Source organism: Pseudomonas sp. URIL14HWK12:I5, assembly GCF_900176445.1.
Classification (GTDB): Bacteria; Pseudomonadota; Gammaproteobacteria; order Pseudomonadales; family Pseudomonadaceae; genus Aquipseudomonas; species Aquipseudomonas monteilii.
This window is the reverse complement of the sequence record NZ_FWXQ01000011.1, coordinates 199,109-213,551: the sequence shown is the minus strand read 5'-3', so window position 1 is coordinate 213,551 and position 14,443 is coordinate 199,109. Positions and strand designations below refer to the sequence as shown.

Annotated in this window: 15 protein-coding genes and 5 tRNA genes; 9 read left to right on the top strand and 11 right to left on the bottom strand. The window is 62.0% G+C overall.

The window, feature by feature from the left end; all coding sequences use genetic code 11:
* Positions 1-68: 68 nt before the first annotated feature.
* From B9A31_RS23730 to B9A31_RS23720, 3 genes are all read right to left on the bottom strand, one after another.
* The gene (locus B9A31_RS23730) at positions 69-833 is read right to left on the bottom strand and encodes a FadR/GntR family transcriptional regulator (RefSeq protein ID WP_003247561.1); all 765 of its coding nucleotides are present in this window, start codon (positions 831-833) and stop codon (positions 69-71) included.
* A 180-nt stretch (positions 834-1,013) separates the two neighbouring features.
* Positions 1,014-1,244, bottom strand: coding sequence for a PP0621 family protein (locus B9A31_RS23725; protein WP_016713394.1), 231 nt, complete (start codon positions 1,242-1,244; stop codon positions 1,014-1,016).
* Positions 1,245-1,338: 94 nt separating this feature from the next.
* Positions 1,339-2,358 carry an outer membrane protein assembly factor BamD gene (locus B9A31_RS23720; protein ID WP_016713393.1) on the bottom strand — a complete coding sequence of 340 codons (1,020 nt, stop codon included), beginning with the start codon at positions 2,356-2,358 and terminating at the stop codon, positions 1,339-1,341.
* Positions 2,359-2,505: 147 nt separating this feature from the next.
* On the opposite strand from B9A31_RS23720, the gene rluD reads away from it, so the two are divergent.
* From rluD to B9A31_RS23680, 8 genes are all read left to right on the top strand, one after another.
* The gene (gene rluD / locus B9A31_RS23715) at positions 2,506-3,468 is read left to right on the top strand and encodes a 23S rRNA pseudouridine(1911/1915/1917) synthase RluD (protein ID WP_026020366.1); all 963 of its coding nucleotides are present in this window, start codon (positions 2,506-2,508) and stop codon (positions 3,466-3,468) included.
* The gene (gene pgeF / locus B9A31_RS23710; protein WP_016713391.1) at positions 3,465-4,205 is read left to right on the top strand and encodes a peptidoglycan editing factor PgeF; all 741 of its coding nucleotides are present in this window, start codon (positions 3,465-3,467) and stop codon (positions 4,203-4,205) included. The genes rluD and pgeF overlap by 4 nt, the downstream gene beginning before the upstream one ends.
* A gap of 188 nt (positions 4,206-4,393) precedes the next feature.
* Entirely contained in the window at positions 4,394-6,958 is a 2,565-nt protein-coding gene (clpB, locus tag B9A31_RS23705) for an ATP-dependent chaperone ClpB (RefSeq protein ID WP_025754954.1), read from the top strand.
* Between the two features lie 374 nt (positions 6,959-7,332).
* Positions 7,333-7,408 (top strand) — tRNA-Asn (locus B9A31_RS23700).
* 4 nt (positions 7,409-7,412) lie between these two features.
* Positions 7,413-7,489: transfer RNA gene (locus B9A31_RS23695), tRNA-Pro, on the top strand.
* A gap of 6 nt (positions 7,490-7,495) precedes the next feature.
* Positions 7,496-7,571, top strand: a tRNA-Lys gene (locus B9A31_RS23690).
* A gap of 46 nt (positions 7,572-7,617) precedes the next feature.
* A tRNA-Pro gene (locus B9A31_RS23685) sits at positions 7,618-7,694 on the top strand.
* A 5-nt stretch (positions 7,695-7,699) separates the two neighbouring features.
* Positions 7,700-7,775, top strand: a tRNA-Lys gene (locus B9A31_RS23680).
* A gap of 116 nt (positions 7,776-7,891) precedes the next feature.
* Here the strand turns inward: B9A31_RS23680 and B9A31_RS23675 are convergent.
* The 4 genes from B9A31_RS23675 to B9A31_RS23660 all read right to left on the bottom strand — a co-directional run bounded on the left by B9A31_RS23675 (position 7,892) and on the right by B9A31_RS23660 (position 10,694).
* Positions 7,892-9,187, bottom strand: coding sequence for an NAD(P)/FAD-dependent oxidoreductase (locus B9A31_RS23675; protein WP_016713389.1), 1,296 nt, complete (start codon positions 9,185-9,187; stop codon positions 7,892-7,894).
* Positions 9,188-9,271: 84 nt separating this feature from the next.
* On the bottom strand, positions 9,272-9,445 hold the full coding sequence (locus B9A31_RS23670; RefSeq protein ID WP_084297448.1) for a DUF3094 family protein: 174 nt from the start codon (positions 9,443-9,445) through the stop codon (positions 9,272-9,274).
* Positions 9,446-9,577: 132 nt separating this feature from the next.
* Positions 9,578-10,207: a DUF1780 domain-containing protein gene (locus B9A31_RS23665; protein WP_013970766.1), complete on the bottom strand. Its 630-nt coding sequence runs from the start codon at positions 10,205-10,207 to the stop codon at positions 9,578-9,580.
* Positions 10,208-10,262: 55 nt separating this feature from the next.
* The gene (locus B9A31_RS23660; RefSeq protein WP_028699901.1) at positions 10,263-10,694 is read right to left on the bottom strand and encodes a hypothetical protein; all 432 of its coding nucleotides are present in this window, start codon (positions 10,692-10,694) and stop codon (positions 10,263-10,265) included.
* 86 nt (positions 10,695-10,780) lie between these two features.
* Between B9A31_RS23660 and B9A31_RS23655 the strand changes: the two genes are divergently transcribed.
* Entirely contained in the window at positions 10,781-11,488 is a 708-nt protein-coding gene (locus B9A31_RS23655) for an energy-coupling factor ABC transporter permease (protein ID WP_019097626.1), read from the top strand.
* 53 nt (positions 11,489-11,541) lie between these two features.
* Here B9A31_RS23655 and yacG read toward each other — a convergent pair whose 3' ends face one another.
* From yacG to B9A31_RS23635, 4 genes are read right to left on the bottom strand one after another with little or no spacing between them, the layout of a single operon-like run.
* Positions 11,542-11,742, bottom strand: coding sequence for a DNA gyrase inhibitor YacG (gene yacG / locus B9A31_RS23650; RefSeq protein WP_016484797.1), 201 nt, complete (start codon positions 11,740-11,742; stop codon positions 11,542-11,544).
* Complete coding sequence (gene coaE / locus B9A31_RS23645; protein WP_084297447.1) at positions 11,739-12,362, bottom strand: dephospho-CoA kinase; 624 nt, start codon at positions 12,360-12,362, stop codon at positions 11,739-11,741. Before coaE ends, yacG begins: the two co-directional genes overlap by 4 nt.
* On the bottom strand, positions 12,362-13,228 hold the full coding sequence (locus B9A31_RS23640) for a prepilin peptidase (protein ID WP_084297446.1): 867 nt from the start codon (positions 13,226-13,228) through the stop codon (positions 12,362-12,364). The genes coaE and B9A31_RS23640 overlap by 1 nt, the downstream gene beginning before the upstream one ends.
* A gap of 2 nt (positions 13,229-13,230) precedes the next feature.
* Entirely contained in the window at positions 13,231-14,439 is a 1,209-nt protein-coding gene (locus B9A31_RS23635) for a type II secretion system F family protein (protein WP_084297445.1), read from the bottom strand.
* Between the last annotated feature and the right edge of the window lie 4 nt (positions 14,440-14,443).

The window sequence follows — 14,443 nt, the reverse complement described above, 5'->3', positions numbered from 1 at the left end:
ATTAGGCAGGAGTGGCAATGACAAAGCGGGTACGGCCGGGCCTGTGTGCAGGCCTCTTTCCAGGCGCATCAGTGGTGGTGGTCGAACTCCAGCAGGAAGTTGCGGGCAACCTCGCCTTCCAGCGCGGTCATGTGGTGCTCGGCGTCGCACATGTGTTCATGCATCAGCCGGCGTACAGCGGGTTCGTCGCTGGCGCGCAGGGCGGTCAGCAGTTGCTTGTGGTAGTCGATGTTGGCGGCGGCGAACTGCTGGCGCTTGGGCAGGTAGGCCTTTTTCAGCACCACCAGGTCGCGCAGCAGGTCGTTGAGGAACACCGCCATGAACCGCAGCAACGGGTTCGGGCAACGGTCGGCCAGCAGGGTGTGGAACTCCAGCTCTGCCAGGCGCTGCTCGCGCTGGCCTTCCTCGCTGTCTTCCGGTGCGCTGCAGAAGTCGATGTTGGCTTGCAGCGCGGCGTAGTCGGCTTCGCTCAGCTTGCCCATCACCGACACCGCCAGCTCTACCTCGATGACTTTGCGCAGCTGGTAAACCTGCTCGCCGTCCAGGTGCTGGAAGTGCAGGTAATTGCGCAGCGCGCGGCTGGCCGGCTCGGTACCTACTTCATTGAGGTAGGCGCCGCCGGTCGGGCCGGTACGGGTACTGACCAGCCCTTCGACCTCCAGCGCCTTGAGCGCTTCGCGGGCGGTGCCCTTGGAACACTCGAAATGCTCCATCAGCTCACGCTCGGTGGGCAGGCGGTCACCGGGGTGCAGCGCTTCGGTGACGATCGAGCGCTTGACCGATTCGACGATCACATCGGACAGCTTCTGGCGCTTGCGTTTGGGTTTGAGCATTTCGCTATTTTTCATATTTATGCGGATAAATAGGATTTAGCGAATTTTACCGGGATGGGTCAATGCTGGCGTCGGGGGAGGGGTCGTAATTGGTGTGAAAGGGTCGGGGAGGGATAAGTGATGCAGGGTTCACAGGCCTCTTCGCGGGCATGCCCGCGAAGGGATTCAGGTGATACTGGCTCAGCCTTGGCGACCAGGGCCTTGTTGCAGGTGTGCCTGGCTGCAATACCACTCATTGCCCTGCTGCAGCGCCCGGTCGTTGGGCAAATGCACGCCACAATGGGCACAGCGCACCATCTTCAGCGGCGCATCCAGCTTCGCCTCGGGGTGCGACTGCTGGCTGACTTTGAACTTGCGCCACAGCCAGAACGCGGCGGCGATCAGGGCGATCCAGAAAAGTAGGCGAACCATGGTGTCCAGCTTGTCGGTTGAAGAAGCCGACAGTCTAGGACGCGGCCAATAAAAAAGGGAGGCCCAAGGCCTCCCTTTCATTTACCGCTGTGTGTCAGTCAAACAGACCAAAGGTCATGTAGCTGAACCAGGAGCGGTCTTTCTCGGCTTCTTTCGGGCCTTCCGGCACGATCGGGTCGCCGTTCTCGTCCTTCGGCAGCAGCTCTTGCGGCATCTCGTCGCGGGCGTCCTGGAACTGCTTGACCACGTCCTGGTTGGCGCGGGTTTCGCCCGGCGGCAGCGGGGTATCGGTTTCGATCAGGCCCAGGGTGGCCTTGGACAGCCAGCCACGGCCGTCAGACTCGGTCTGCTTGGGCTGGAACTCGCCATCGACCAGGCTCGGGTGGTCCGGGTAGTTGAGCTTGAGGGTTTCCAGGCTGCTGGCGGCCAGTTCGTCCAGGTGCATCTTCTGGTACGACTCGACCATCACCGCCAGGCCGTCACCGACCGAGGGGGTTTCCTGGAAGTTTTCGACCACGTAGCGGCCACGGTTGGCGGCGGCCACATAAGCCTGGCGGCTCAGGTAGTAATCGGCCACGTGGATTTCATACGAGGCCAGCAGGTTGCGCAGGTAGATCATGCGCTGCTTGGCGTCTGGCGCGTAGCGGCTGTTGGGGAAGCGGCTGGTCAGCTGGGCGAACTCGTTGTACGAGTCGCGGGCGGCACCCGGGTCACGCTTGGTCATGTCCAGCGGCAGGAAACGCGCCAGCAGGCCACGGTCCTGGTCGAACGAGGTCAGGCCCTTGAGGTAGTAGGCGTAATCCACGTTCGGGTGCTGCGGGTGCAGGCGGATGAAGCGCTCCGCAGCCGACTTGGCAGCCTCGGGCTCGGAGTTCTTGTAGTTGGCGTAGATCAACTCGAGCTGCGCCTGGTCGGCATAGCGGCCGAACGGGTAGCGCGATTCCAGGGCCTTGAGCTTGTTCACGGCGCTGGTGTAGCTGGAGTTGTCCAGGTCAGCTTGCGCCTGCTGGTACAGCTCGGCTTCGCTGAGGTTCTCGTCAATGACCTCTTTATTAGAGGAACAGGCCGCGGTAAGCCCGAGGATGGCGATCAGCAGCAGGTGTTTCACTTGCATGGCGGCTTGCGTCCCTTTGACGGCCGCTGTCTTGGGCGGTGCCGTCCTGTTATGATGAGCGCCCCGGCCAACCCCGGGACAAAAGAAGCCGTATTTAACCACAAGCTCGCAGCCGAAACCAAAGGCTGTGCGCCCGCCGAATCGAGCATGTCCGAGATCATTCAACTTAGCGCAGAGGTACCGTCCGATCTGGGCGGTCAACGCCTCGACCAGGTCGCCGCCCAATTGTTCGCCGAGTACTCGCGTTCGCGGCTTACTACGTGGATCAAAGAAGGCCGCCTGACGGTCGATGGCGCCGTCGTGCGCCCTCGCGATACCGTTTATGGTGGCTCAGTGCTTGCGCTGGAGGCCGAGCAAGAGGCCCAGGGCGAGTGGATCGCAGAAGACATCGAGCTGGATATCGTCTATGAAGACGACCACATCCTGGTGATCAACAAGCCTGCGGGCCTGGTTGTGCACCCGGCCGCCGGCCATGCCAGCGGCACCCTGCTCAATGCGCTGCTGCACCACGTGCCAGACATCATCAACGTGCCGCGTGCCGGTATCGTTCATCGCCTGGATAAAGACACCACGGGCCTGATGGTGGTGGCCAAGACCTTGCAAGCGCAGACCAAGCTGGTTGAGCAGATGCAAGCCCGCAAAGTCAGCCGCATCTATGAGTGCATCGTGATTGGCGTGGTGACGTCCGGTGGCAAGATCGATGCCCCGATCGGCCGCCACGGCGGTATGCGCCAGCGCATGGCCGTCACCGACGGCGGCAAGCCGGCGGTCAGCCACTACCGTGTGCTCAAGCGCTTCCGCTCGCACACCCATGTGCGGGTCAAGCTGGAAACCGGCCGTACTCACCAGATTCGCGTGCACATGGCCCATGTCGGCTTCCCGCTGGTGGGTGATCAGACGTACGGTGGGCGCTTCCGCATTCCGCCGGCCGCCAGCCCAACCATGGTCGAGGCGGTGAAAACCTTCCCGCGCCAGGCACTGCATGCGCGTTTCCTCGCCTTGGCCCACCCGATTACCGGTGAAGTCATGAAGTGGGAATCGCCACTGCCGGATGACTTCCTCTGGTTGCTGACGCTGCTGAACGAAGACCGCGAGAGCTTTATCGGATGAGTGGCCTGACGCAGTCGCTGTTGTTCCCCGACTGGCCGGCCCCGGCCTCGGTTCGCGCCTGTGTCACCACCCGTCAGGGCGGCGTCAGCCTGCCGCCCTACGAAACCTTCAACCTTGGCGACCACGTAGGGGATGCCCCTGCGGCGGTCGCCGAAAACCGCCGCCGGCTGAGCGACGCGTTCGCCATCCAGCCGGCCTGGCTCAAGCAGGTGCATGGCCTGGTGGTGGCGGATGCCGACCCGGCTGTGGTGGCCGAGGCCGACGCCAGCTGGACCGACCAGCCAGGCATTGCCTGCACCGTGATGACTGCCGATTGCCTGCCTGCGCTGTTCTGCGACCGGGCGGGGACGCGCGTGGCAGCCGCGCATGCGGGCTGGCGCGGGTTGGCCGGTGGCGTGCTGGAAGCCACGCTGGACCGCCTGGCGCTGCCGCCAGAAGAGGTGCTGGTGTGGTTGGGACCGGCCATTGGCCCGCAGGCCTTCGAAGTAGGGCTGGAAGTGCGTGATGCCTTTACGGCGGTGCATCCGGAAGCGGCCCGTGCTTTTGTCGAGGGTGAGCGGCCGGGCAAGTTGATGGCGGATATCTACGAGCTGGCGCGTATTCGCCTGGCTGCCCGTGGGGTGACCGCTGTGTATGGTGGCGGATTGTGCACGGTCAGCGATGCGCGGTTCTTCTCTTATCGCCGTACCCCGCAGGGTGGGCGGTTTGCATCGTTGGTCTGGCTGGACCCGCGCTAGCCTGTACCGGTCTCTTCGCGGGTTTACCCGCGAATGCCCCAGCGACAATCCAACAGGTTGACCTTGGTCAACCCCGCTACGCTTGAATCTTCCAGAATCAGCCTTATCTATAAGGTCATCTCAGGCAGGTTTCTTCATAAACAGGCGCTGTCCATCGCTCCGACCTGCCCTTTAAAGGAAGGTACACCATGCGAATAGACCGTTTGACCAGCAAGCTGCAACTTGCAATATCCGATGCCCAATCCCTGGCCGTTGGCATGGACCACCCCGCCATCGAGCCCGTGCACCTGCTGCAGGCACTGCTCGAACAGCAGGGCGGCTCCATCAAGCCCCTGCTGATGCAGGTTGGCTTCGACATCAACAGCCTGCGCCAGGGGCTGGTGAAAGAGCTCGACCAGCTGCCGAAAATCCAGAACCCCACCGGTGACGTGAACATGTCGCAGGACCTGGCGCGCCTGCTCAACCAGGCCGACCGCCTGGCCCAGCAGAAGGGCGACCAGTTCATTTCCAGCGAGCTGGTGCTGTTGGCCGCCATGGACGAGAACAGCAAGCTCGGCAAACTGCTGCTGAGCCAGGGTGTGACCAAGAAGGCCCTGGAAAATGCCATCAACAACCTGCGCGGCGGCGCGGCAGTGAATGATGCCAACGCCGAAGAGTCGCGTCAGGCGCTGGACAAGTACACCGTCGACCTGACCAAGCGTGCCGAAGAAGGCAAGCTGGACCCGGTGATTGGCCGTGACGATGAAATCCGCCGTACCGTGCAGGTGCTGCAACGCCGCACCAAGAACAACCCGGTGCTGATCGGTGAGCCTGGCGTGGGTAAAACCGCCATCGCCGAAGGCCTGGCCCAGCGCATCATCAACGGTGAAGTGCCCGACGGCCTCAAAGGCAAGCGCCTGCTGGCGCTGGACATGGGCGCGCTGATTGCCGGTGCCAAGTACCGTGGCGAGTTCGAAGAGCGTTTGAAAGGCCTGCTGAACGAGCTGTCCAAGCAGGAAGGCCAGATCATCCTGTTCATTGACGAACTGCACACCATGGTCGGCGCCGGCAAAGGCGAGGGCGCCATGGACGCCGGGAACATGCTCAAGCCAGCCTTGGCCCGTGGCGAACTGCACTGCGTTGGCGCTACGACGCTTAACGAGTACCGCCAGTTCATCGAGAAGGACGCTGCGCTGGAGCGCCGCTTCCAGAAGGTGCTGGTAGAAGAGCCGAGCGAAGAAGACACCATTGCCATTCTGCGTGGCCTGAAAGAGCGCTATGAAGTGCACCACAAGGTGGCCATCACTGACGGTGCCATTATCGCTGCGGCCAAGCTCAGCCACCGCTACATCACTGATCGCCAGCTGCCCGACAAGGCCATCGACCTGATCGACGAAGCCGCCAGCCGCATCCGCATGGAGATCGACTCCAAGCCGGAAGTGCTCGACCGCCTTGATCGCCGCCTGATCCAGTTGAAGGTGGAATCGCAGGCGCTGAAGAAAGAAGAAGACGAGGCGGCGAAAAAACGCCTGGAGAAGCTGACCGAAGAAATCGAGCGGCTGGAGCGTGAGTATTCCGACCTGGAAGAAATCTGGGCGTCGGAGAAGGCCGAAGTGCAGGGCTCGGCGCAGATCCAGCAAAAGATCGAGCAGGCCCGCCAAGAGCTGGAAACAGCCCGTCGCAAAGGCGACCTGAGCCGCATGGCCGAACTGCAGTACGGGGTAATCCCGGACCTGGAGCGCAGCCTGCAGATGGTCGATCAGCACGGCAAGACCGAGAACCAGTTGCTGCGTAACAAGGTGACCGAGGAAGAAATTGCCGAAGTGGTATCGAAGTGGACCGGTATTCCGGTGGCCAAGATGCTCGAAGGCGAGCGCGAAAAGCTGCTGAAAATGGAAGAGCTGCTGCACCAGCGCGTGATTGGCCAGGGCGAGGCGGTAACCGCCGTGGCCAACGCCGTGCGCCGCTCGCGTGCCGGGCTGTCCGACCCTAACCGGCCAAGTGGCTCGTTCCTGTTCCTCGGCCCGACCGGTGTGGGCAAGACCGAGCTGTGCAAGGCGCTGGCCGAGTTCCTGTTCGACACCGAAGAGGCCATGGTGCGTATCGACATGTCCGAGTTCATGGAGAAACACTCCGTGGCTCGCCTGATCGGTGCACCACCAGGCTACGTCGGCTACGAAGAGGGCGGTTACCTGACCGAGGCCGTACGGCGCAAGCCTTACTCGGTGGTGCTGCTGGATGAGGTGGAGAAAGCCCACCCGGATGTGTTCAACGTGCTGTTGCAGGTGCTGGAAGACGGCCGTCTGACCGACAGCCACGGGCGCACGGTAGACTTCCGCAACACCGTGATCGTGATGACCTCCAACCTGGGGTCGGCGCAGATCCAGGAACTGGTGGGCGACCGCGAAGCACAGCGTGCAGCGGTGATGGATGCGGTGGGTTCGCACTTCCGCCCAGAGTTCATCAACCGTATCGACGAAGTGGTGGTGTTCGAACCACTGGGCCGCGAGCAGATTGCCGGCATTACCGAAATCCAGCTGGGCCGCCTGCGCAGCCGCTTGCTGGAACGCGAACTGTCGCTGAGCCTGAGCCCGGAGGCGTTGGACAAGCTGATTGCCGTGGGTTACGACCCGGTGTACGGCGCACGGCCGCTGAAGCGTGCCATCCAGCGCTGGATCGAAAACCCGCTGGCGCAGCTGATTCTGGCGGGCAAGTTCTTGCCGGGTACGGCGATCACCGCCAAGGTGGAAGGCGACGAAATCGTCTTTGGCTGATTCTGTTGCACCATGAGCCCCGCATTTGCGGGGCTTTTTTTGGCCGCTAACCTATACCGGCCCCAGTAAAATCGGGGTTTCGCGGATATTTTGGATAACCTGCTGAAATTTTTGAAATTTTTGCTTGCATCAATTTCCGAGTGCCCCTAATATACGCCGCGTTGTCAGGCACTAAGCGAATCACCAGCAACATCGGTGACCGCAAAACAACTTACAAATCAGTAAGTTGACTGAAAAAAAGTGGTTGACAAGCAAAACGAAGAATGTAGAATAGCCGGCCTCAGCAGCGACAACGCGAAAGCGAAGAAGCCAAAGAGTCCGAGGCGAACACAGTCTTCGGAGTAGCAAATCGGTAAGTTGTACCGAAGTTCAGTTCCGCGATAGCTCAGTCGGTAGAGCAAATGACTGTTAATCATTGGGTCCCTGGTTCGAGTCCAGGTCGCGGAGCCAATCTCGGGGTGTAGCGCAGTCCGGTAGCGCGCCTGCTTTGGGAGCAGGATGTCAGGAGTTCGAATCCCCTCACCCCGACCATTTTCCGGGTCGTTAGCTCAGTTGGTAGAGCAGTTGGCTTTTAACCAATTGGTCGTAGGTTCGAATCCTACACGACCCACCATGTAAAGAAGGGCATCTCAAAGAGATGCCCTTTTTTTTGAAAGACCCGGGGTGTAGCGCAGTCCGGTAGCGCGCCTGCTTTGGGAGCAGGATGTCAGGAGTTCGAATCCCCTCACCCCGACCATTTTTGGGTCGTTAGCTCAGTTGGTAGAGCAGTTGGCTTTTAACCAATTGGTCGTAGGTTCGAATCCTACACGACCCACCATGAACAAAGGGCATCTCGAAAGAGATGCCCTTTTTCTTTTGCCTGGCGAAAATGCTTGGCCAACAGCTGGTAAACGAGCAAAAAGAAGGGCCGCATCAGCGACCCTTGGCTTTCAATCAGTGCAGCTTCAGCCGCGGCTCGGTTCCCCGGCCAATCTTGCTGCCCAGCATCATCAACGCCGTACGGAAGAACCCGTACAACGCCATCTGGTGCATGCGGTACAGCGACACGTAGAACATCCGCGCCAGCCAGCCTTCCAGCTTCACGCTGCCCATCAGGTTGCCCATCAGGTTGCCCACCGCCGAGAAGCGCGACAGCGACACCAGCGAGCCGTAGTCCTTGTACGCGTAAGTCGGCAGCGGCTTGTTCTCCAGACGCGCCTTAAGGCTTTGCGCCAGCATCGAAGCCTGCTGGTGCGCGGCCTGTGCCCGTGGCGGCACACTGCGGTCGCTGCCTGGTTGCGGGCAAGCGGCGCAGTCGCCGAAGGCGAAGATGTTGTCGTCGCGGGTGGTTTGCAGGGTAGGGCGCACGACCAGCTGGTTGATGCGGTTGGTTTCCAGGCCATCGATGTCTTTCAGGAAGCCCGGCGCACGGATACCGGCCGCCCACACCTTCAAGCTGGCCTGGATCACTTCGCCGTCCTTGGTTTTCAGGCCGTCTTCGGTCACTTCACTGACGGCAGCGTTGGTCATCACCTTCACGCCGAGTTTTTCCAGGGTCTTGTGCACCGGCACGCTGATGCGCTCTGGCAGCGCTGGCAGCACGCGAGGGCCTGCCTCGATGAGGGTGATGTGCATATCCTTGGGCTGGATGCGGTCCAGGCCATAGGCTGCCAGTTCGTGTGCGGCGTGGTGCAGCTCGGCCGCCAGTTCCACACCAGTAGCACCCGCGCCGACGATGGCGACGCTGATTTTTTCACTGGCCACATCACCGGCATGGGCGCGCAGGTAGTGGTTGAGCAACTGTTGGTGGAAGCGCTCGGCCTGCTTGCGGGTGTCCAGGAACAGGCAGTGCTGCGCCGCGCCCAGGGTGCCGAAGTCGTTGGTGTTGGAACCCACGGCAATGACCAGGGTGTCGTAGCCCAGGGTACGCGCAGGCAGTAGCTCGCGGCCCTCTTCGTCGAGGGTAGCGGCCAGTTGAATCTGTTTGCCTTCACGGTCCAGGCCGCTCATGCGCCCAAGTTGGAAGTTGAAGTGGTTCCACTTGGCCTGGGCCACGTAGTTCAGTTCGTCTTCCGAGGAGTTCAGCGAGCCGGCAGCCACTTCGTGCAGCAGTGGTTTCCAGATGTGCGTGAGGTTGGCGTCGACCAAGGTAATTTCGGCCTGCTTGCGCTTGCCTAGGCTTTTACCCAGGCGGGTCGCCAGTTCCAGGCCGCCGGCGCCGCCGCCGACAATCACGATGCGATGAGTCATGGGGATATCTCATAAGGTTTACGGAATTCGTGGCCCAGGGGGCCGGCCGCAAACTGCACGAGGGGAGGGCGAGCGCGAAGCAGCTCATAGCACCAGTCCACTCAGCATGCGGCTGATAAGACCCAACCCGATGGTCACGGCCACCACCAGCACAAGGAGCAGCCACGGCCGGAAGGGCCTGCGCTCGACTTGGTGCTGGGGGGCTCGCAGATACTCATCGACACGACGCTGATCTTCCGGATTCAGGCGGCTGGTCATGGTGGGCCTCGTCAGGTAGACGTTTGTGACTGCGCAAACGCTACAGCGTTCGCGCAAGCGCTTGAAACAAATGATAATGCTTTCTATCCCTGGCGCCGAGTGTACGCCATCGCAAACATTCGCTGCACTGGATCAAAGACTGATGCCCACGTCGAACACGATGCTGCGGCCCAGGTTACCGCGCAAGAAGTCTGGCGCGTCTGGGTGGGCGAACAGCACCCGGGCAAAGGTCGGCCCCACCAGCGACAGTGAGCGCCAGCCCTGGCGCAGGTATTCGGTAGGCGGCGGGAAGTGGGTGTTGAGGTCGAGCACTTCGCGCTTGAGGCTGGCGAAGGCGATGATGTCCAGCTCGTTCAGCTCCAGCCCGCGTTCCCGGTAGTTGTGCGCCTTCTTGCGCAAGGTCGGCGCCAGGCGCCCCAGCAACTCGGTGGCACTGATGCGCCGGGGGCGCGCTTCGCGACGCACCAGCTGCGCCAGGGAAAACGCACTGCGCCGGCGTTGCAGCTCTTCGCGCCATTCATCGTTCAGCCGGCGGCCTTCGTCGAGCACGAAAAACACCTCGAACGCCGCATCGCGGAACAGTACGTCTGGCGGCTCTTGGCCGGCCGGGGTGAAGTCTTCGCTGCGGTAGGGGATGTTCAGCCCCTGCAACAGACGCTGGCACACCCAACGCTCCCGCTCCCACTTGCGGGCGTTGGAGAGAAAGGCATTGGCTTGTTCGGCCTGGATGGTAAGCAGGCGCAGGTAGTCTGAGTCATCCATGCAGACAAGCTTAGCCGTTAATCGATGACGGTAAGATGCTGTTTAAGCGCGGGAATCAGCCCAGCACTGGCCACTGCTGCACCAGCCCGACCAGGTGCACCAGGCCGAAGCCCAGGCAGATCAGTGAACTGACTACGATAAAACGCTGCGAACGCCCGGTGCCCGCCAGCAATCTTGGCCCCAGCAGACCGCGCAGCAGGTACACCAGGGTGATGAGGCAGATGGCTGGCAGCAACAACGGCAGCCGCCCGATTGCCCCGGCAGCCGACAGCGCATAGGCCGACCAGGCCAGCAGCACGCAGGCGATGGCGGCAGTGACAAGTGCCGGGTACCAGCGGCCCTTCTCGGCGGCTACCGCCATACGTTCACCCGCCCCGAACAAACGGTACCAGCGTGGCCCAACGGCGATCACCGCCAGGTGAAGTAGGCCAATGATGGCGTTGAGTGCCGCTGCCAGCAGCAGGGTAGGGTTGATTCCTTCCGGCATGGCCAATGCTTCCCGCATCGAATGAGGGCGCCAGCCTACCGCAGCCGAATGAAACGGAGAATGGGTGTAGACTCGGGTTTATCCACATGGCTGCAAAGGGCATTGCTCAGGTGATCAGCGCGCAGGTGTTGTCCGGTACCACCCTTACCCTTGGCTGGCTGGGTTATGTGCCGTTGCTGGTGTGGGCGGTCAGCCGGGTGCGCTGGGTTGAACTGTTCACCGACCGGCGCCGGCAGCATCTGTTGTTTGGCACCGTGTTTTGTTTGTTTGCGTTGTGGCTGGTGAGGCGTGATTTCGATACCGGGGTGTCGTACCACTTCATCGGCATGACGGCAGTTACCCTGTTGCTGGACTGGCCGCTGGCGGTGCTGGGTGGGTTCATGGCCCAGCTCGGTTTGCTGGCGCTGGGGCGGCAGGATTTGGCGGCGCTGGGGGTGAACGGCTTGTTGCTGATTGGCTTGCCGGTGCTGATTACCGAAGTGTGCGCGATCGTGGTCGAGCGCGCTCAGCCGCGAAACCTGTTCGTTTATATTTTTTGTTCAGGGTTCTTTCCTGCGGCGCTGACTGTGCTTGTTTGCGTGCCTGCGGCGCTAGGGGTGTTGTGGCTGGATGGGCGTTTTGCCATGCCGGAATGGCTCAGCGACTTTGTGGGCTACCTGTGGCTGATGATGTTCCCCGAGGCGTTCATCAACGGCATGGTGATCAGTGCGCTGGTGGTGTTTTGCCCGGAGTGGTTGGAAACCTTTAACCGCACAAGGTATTTGCAGGCGCCCTGGAAGGAGGATGAGCGGTGAATGTGTGGTGGCCGTGCCGGCCTCTTCGCGGGCACAGCCACCTTGAAATCCGCTTAGTGCCGAGGCTCCAGGTCCCCCGAATACAGCTCATCCTCAGATTCTTCAGCCCCCGGAATCTTGTGTTCCTCAGCCGCCCAGGCCCCCAGGTCGATCAGCTTGCAACGGTCCGAGCAAAACGGCCGGAACGCGCTTTTCTCGTTCCATTCCACAGGTGCGCCACAGGTTGGGCAGTCGACGGTCAATGGCTGGCTCATGGCTGGCCTCCTTTCAAAGTCAGGTAAAAGTGGTGCAGGCGGTCTATCTGCTGATGCAGCGCGGCCAGGTCGCCGTCATTGACCACCACGTCATCGGCATGGCGCAGGCGATCCTCACGGGCCAGTTGGGCCTGCAAAATGGCCTGCACCTGCTCGGCACTGGTGTTGTCCCGTGCCAGGGTACGGGCTATTTGCACTTCCTGTGGCGCATCGATCACCAGCACGCGCTGGGTCTTATGGTATTGCCCCGACTCGATCAGCAGCGGCGACACATATACCGCATACGGCGACTGGGCCTTGGCCAGGTAGCTGAAAATCTCTTGCCCGATCAACGGGTGCAGCAGTTGCTCCAGCCATTTGCGCTGCGCCGGGTCGGCGAAGATCAGCTGGCGCAGGGCGGCGCGATCCAGCTGGCCGTCGGCCTGCAGCACACCCGGGCCGAAGCGCTCGACAATGCTGGCCAAGGCCGGACGGCCGGGTTCGACCACCCAGCGCGCTGCCTGATCGGCATCGACCAGGTGCACGCCAAGCTCGACAAAGCGCTCGGCAGCGGCGCTCTTGCCGCTACCAATGCCGCCGGTAAGGCCGAGAATCCAGGGGGTAAAGGCTGCAGTGGCCATCAGTATCCAAGCAGTTGCATGTAAGAGGCGACTATTTCATCACCCCAGAGCACGGCAATCCACCCCGCAATCGCCAGATAAGGCCCGAACGGCATCGCCGTGCCCATGGCATGCCTGCGCAAACGCAGCAGGCACAGGCCAACCAGCGCCCCCACCACCGATGACAGCAACAACGTCAGCGGCAACACCTGCCAGCCACCCCAGGCCCCGATCAGCGCCATCAGCTTGAAGTCGCCATAGCCCATGCCTTCCTTGCCGGTGACCAGCTTGAACACCCAGTACACCGTCCACAGGCTGAGGTACCCGGCCACCGCGCCCAACAGCGCGTCGGTTAGCGGGGCGTACAGGTTGAAGGCATTGACGATCAGCCCCAGCCACAGCATCGGCAGCACCAGCACATCCGGCAGCAATTGGTGTTCTGCATCGATCAGGCTCAGGGCCAGCAGGCACCAGGTCAGTGGCAGTGCCAGCAACGCCTCTACCGAAGCGCCAAAACGCCACGCCACCACCAGCGACAGCAGCGCGCTGGCGATTTCCACCATCGGGTAGCGCGGGCTGATACGGGTTTTGCAGGCTGAGCAACGCCCGCGCAATGCCAGGTAACTGATAACCGGAATGTTCTCCCACGCGCGAATCTGATGCGCGCAATGTGGGCAGCGGGAGGCGGGCAGGCACAGGTCGAACCGTTCGTGCTGCGTAACCGGCAACCCCAACACTTCTTGTGCCTCACGCTGCCATTGCCGCTCCAGCATGATCGGCAGCCGATACACCAGCACATTGAGAAAACTGCCCACCAACAGGCCGAGCAGCGTGGCCAGGGTGAGGAAGTACGCCGGCTGCTCTGCCAGCAAAGTCCATAAAGTCATGTTCAGATCAAGCTACCCAACTGGAAGATCGGCAGGTACATCGCCACCACCAGGCCACCGACCAGCAGGCCCAGGATCAGCACGATGGCCGGCTCCAGCAGGCTGGTCAACTGGTCCAGCGCCTGGCTGACCTGTTCCTCGTAATGGCTGGCGGCCTTTTCCAGCATCTGGTCCAGCGTGCCGCTGGATTCACCGATGGCCGTCAGCTGCACCAGCAACGGTGGAAACAGCGGTTCACCCGCCATCGCCTGGTTCAGCCCCTGCCCATTGGCCATGCCCTGGCGCAGCCGCAACACCGCCTGCTCGTGCAGATCGCCACCGGTTACCCGGGCCACCGTACCCAACCCATCCAGCAACGGCACCCCGGCGCTGTAGGACGTTGCCAGGCTACGCGCAAACCGCGCCAGCGCCGCCTGCCCCAGCAATTTGCCGAACACCGGCAAACCCAGCACCTGCCGAGATATCCACAGGCGCGCTGGCGCATGCTGTCGGTACACTTGGCGCCCGGCAAAACCTAACACCGCAGCGATCACCAGCAACAGCGGCGCAAACCGACTCAGCCCTGTGGACAAGTCGATCACCCACTGGGTAAATGCCGGCAAGGCTGCCCCTACACCCGCAAACAGGCTCTCGAATTTCGGAATAACCTCTAGCAACAAAATGGCCGACACCCCCAGCCCGGTCAGCAACAGCAAAAGCGGGTAGATCATCGCCTTGCGCACCTTCTTGTGTAGCGCCCGCCGCTGTTCCAGCATGCCCGCCAGCTGCTCCAGCTGGCGATTGAGCGTGCCAGACTGCTCACCCACCCGCACCAGGTTGCAATACAGCGCATCGAACCATGCCGGGTGACGCTGCAACGCATCCGCCAACCCCAGGCCCGAGGCCACATCGTGTTTCAATCTTTCCAGCAACGCCGCCTGCGCCGCATTGCAGCCACTGCGCCCCATCACCTCGAACGCCTGCAGCAGCGGCACGCCGGCCCTGAGCAAGGTCGCCAACTGCCGGCTGAAACCCGCCGGGTCGGCCTTCTCGCGGCGCTTCGGCAAACTGAACGTCAGCCCGCTGGCCGGCCGTAAACTGGCCACCGTGATGCCCTGGCGAATCAGCCCGGCGCGCACATAAGCCGGGCTGCGCCCGGGTGTTTGGCCACTGACCGGCGTGCCGTTGGCGTCGGTGCCATGCCAGCGGTAGAGGGGTGAAGATGAAGTCATGCAA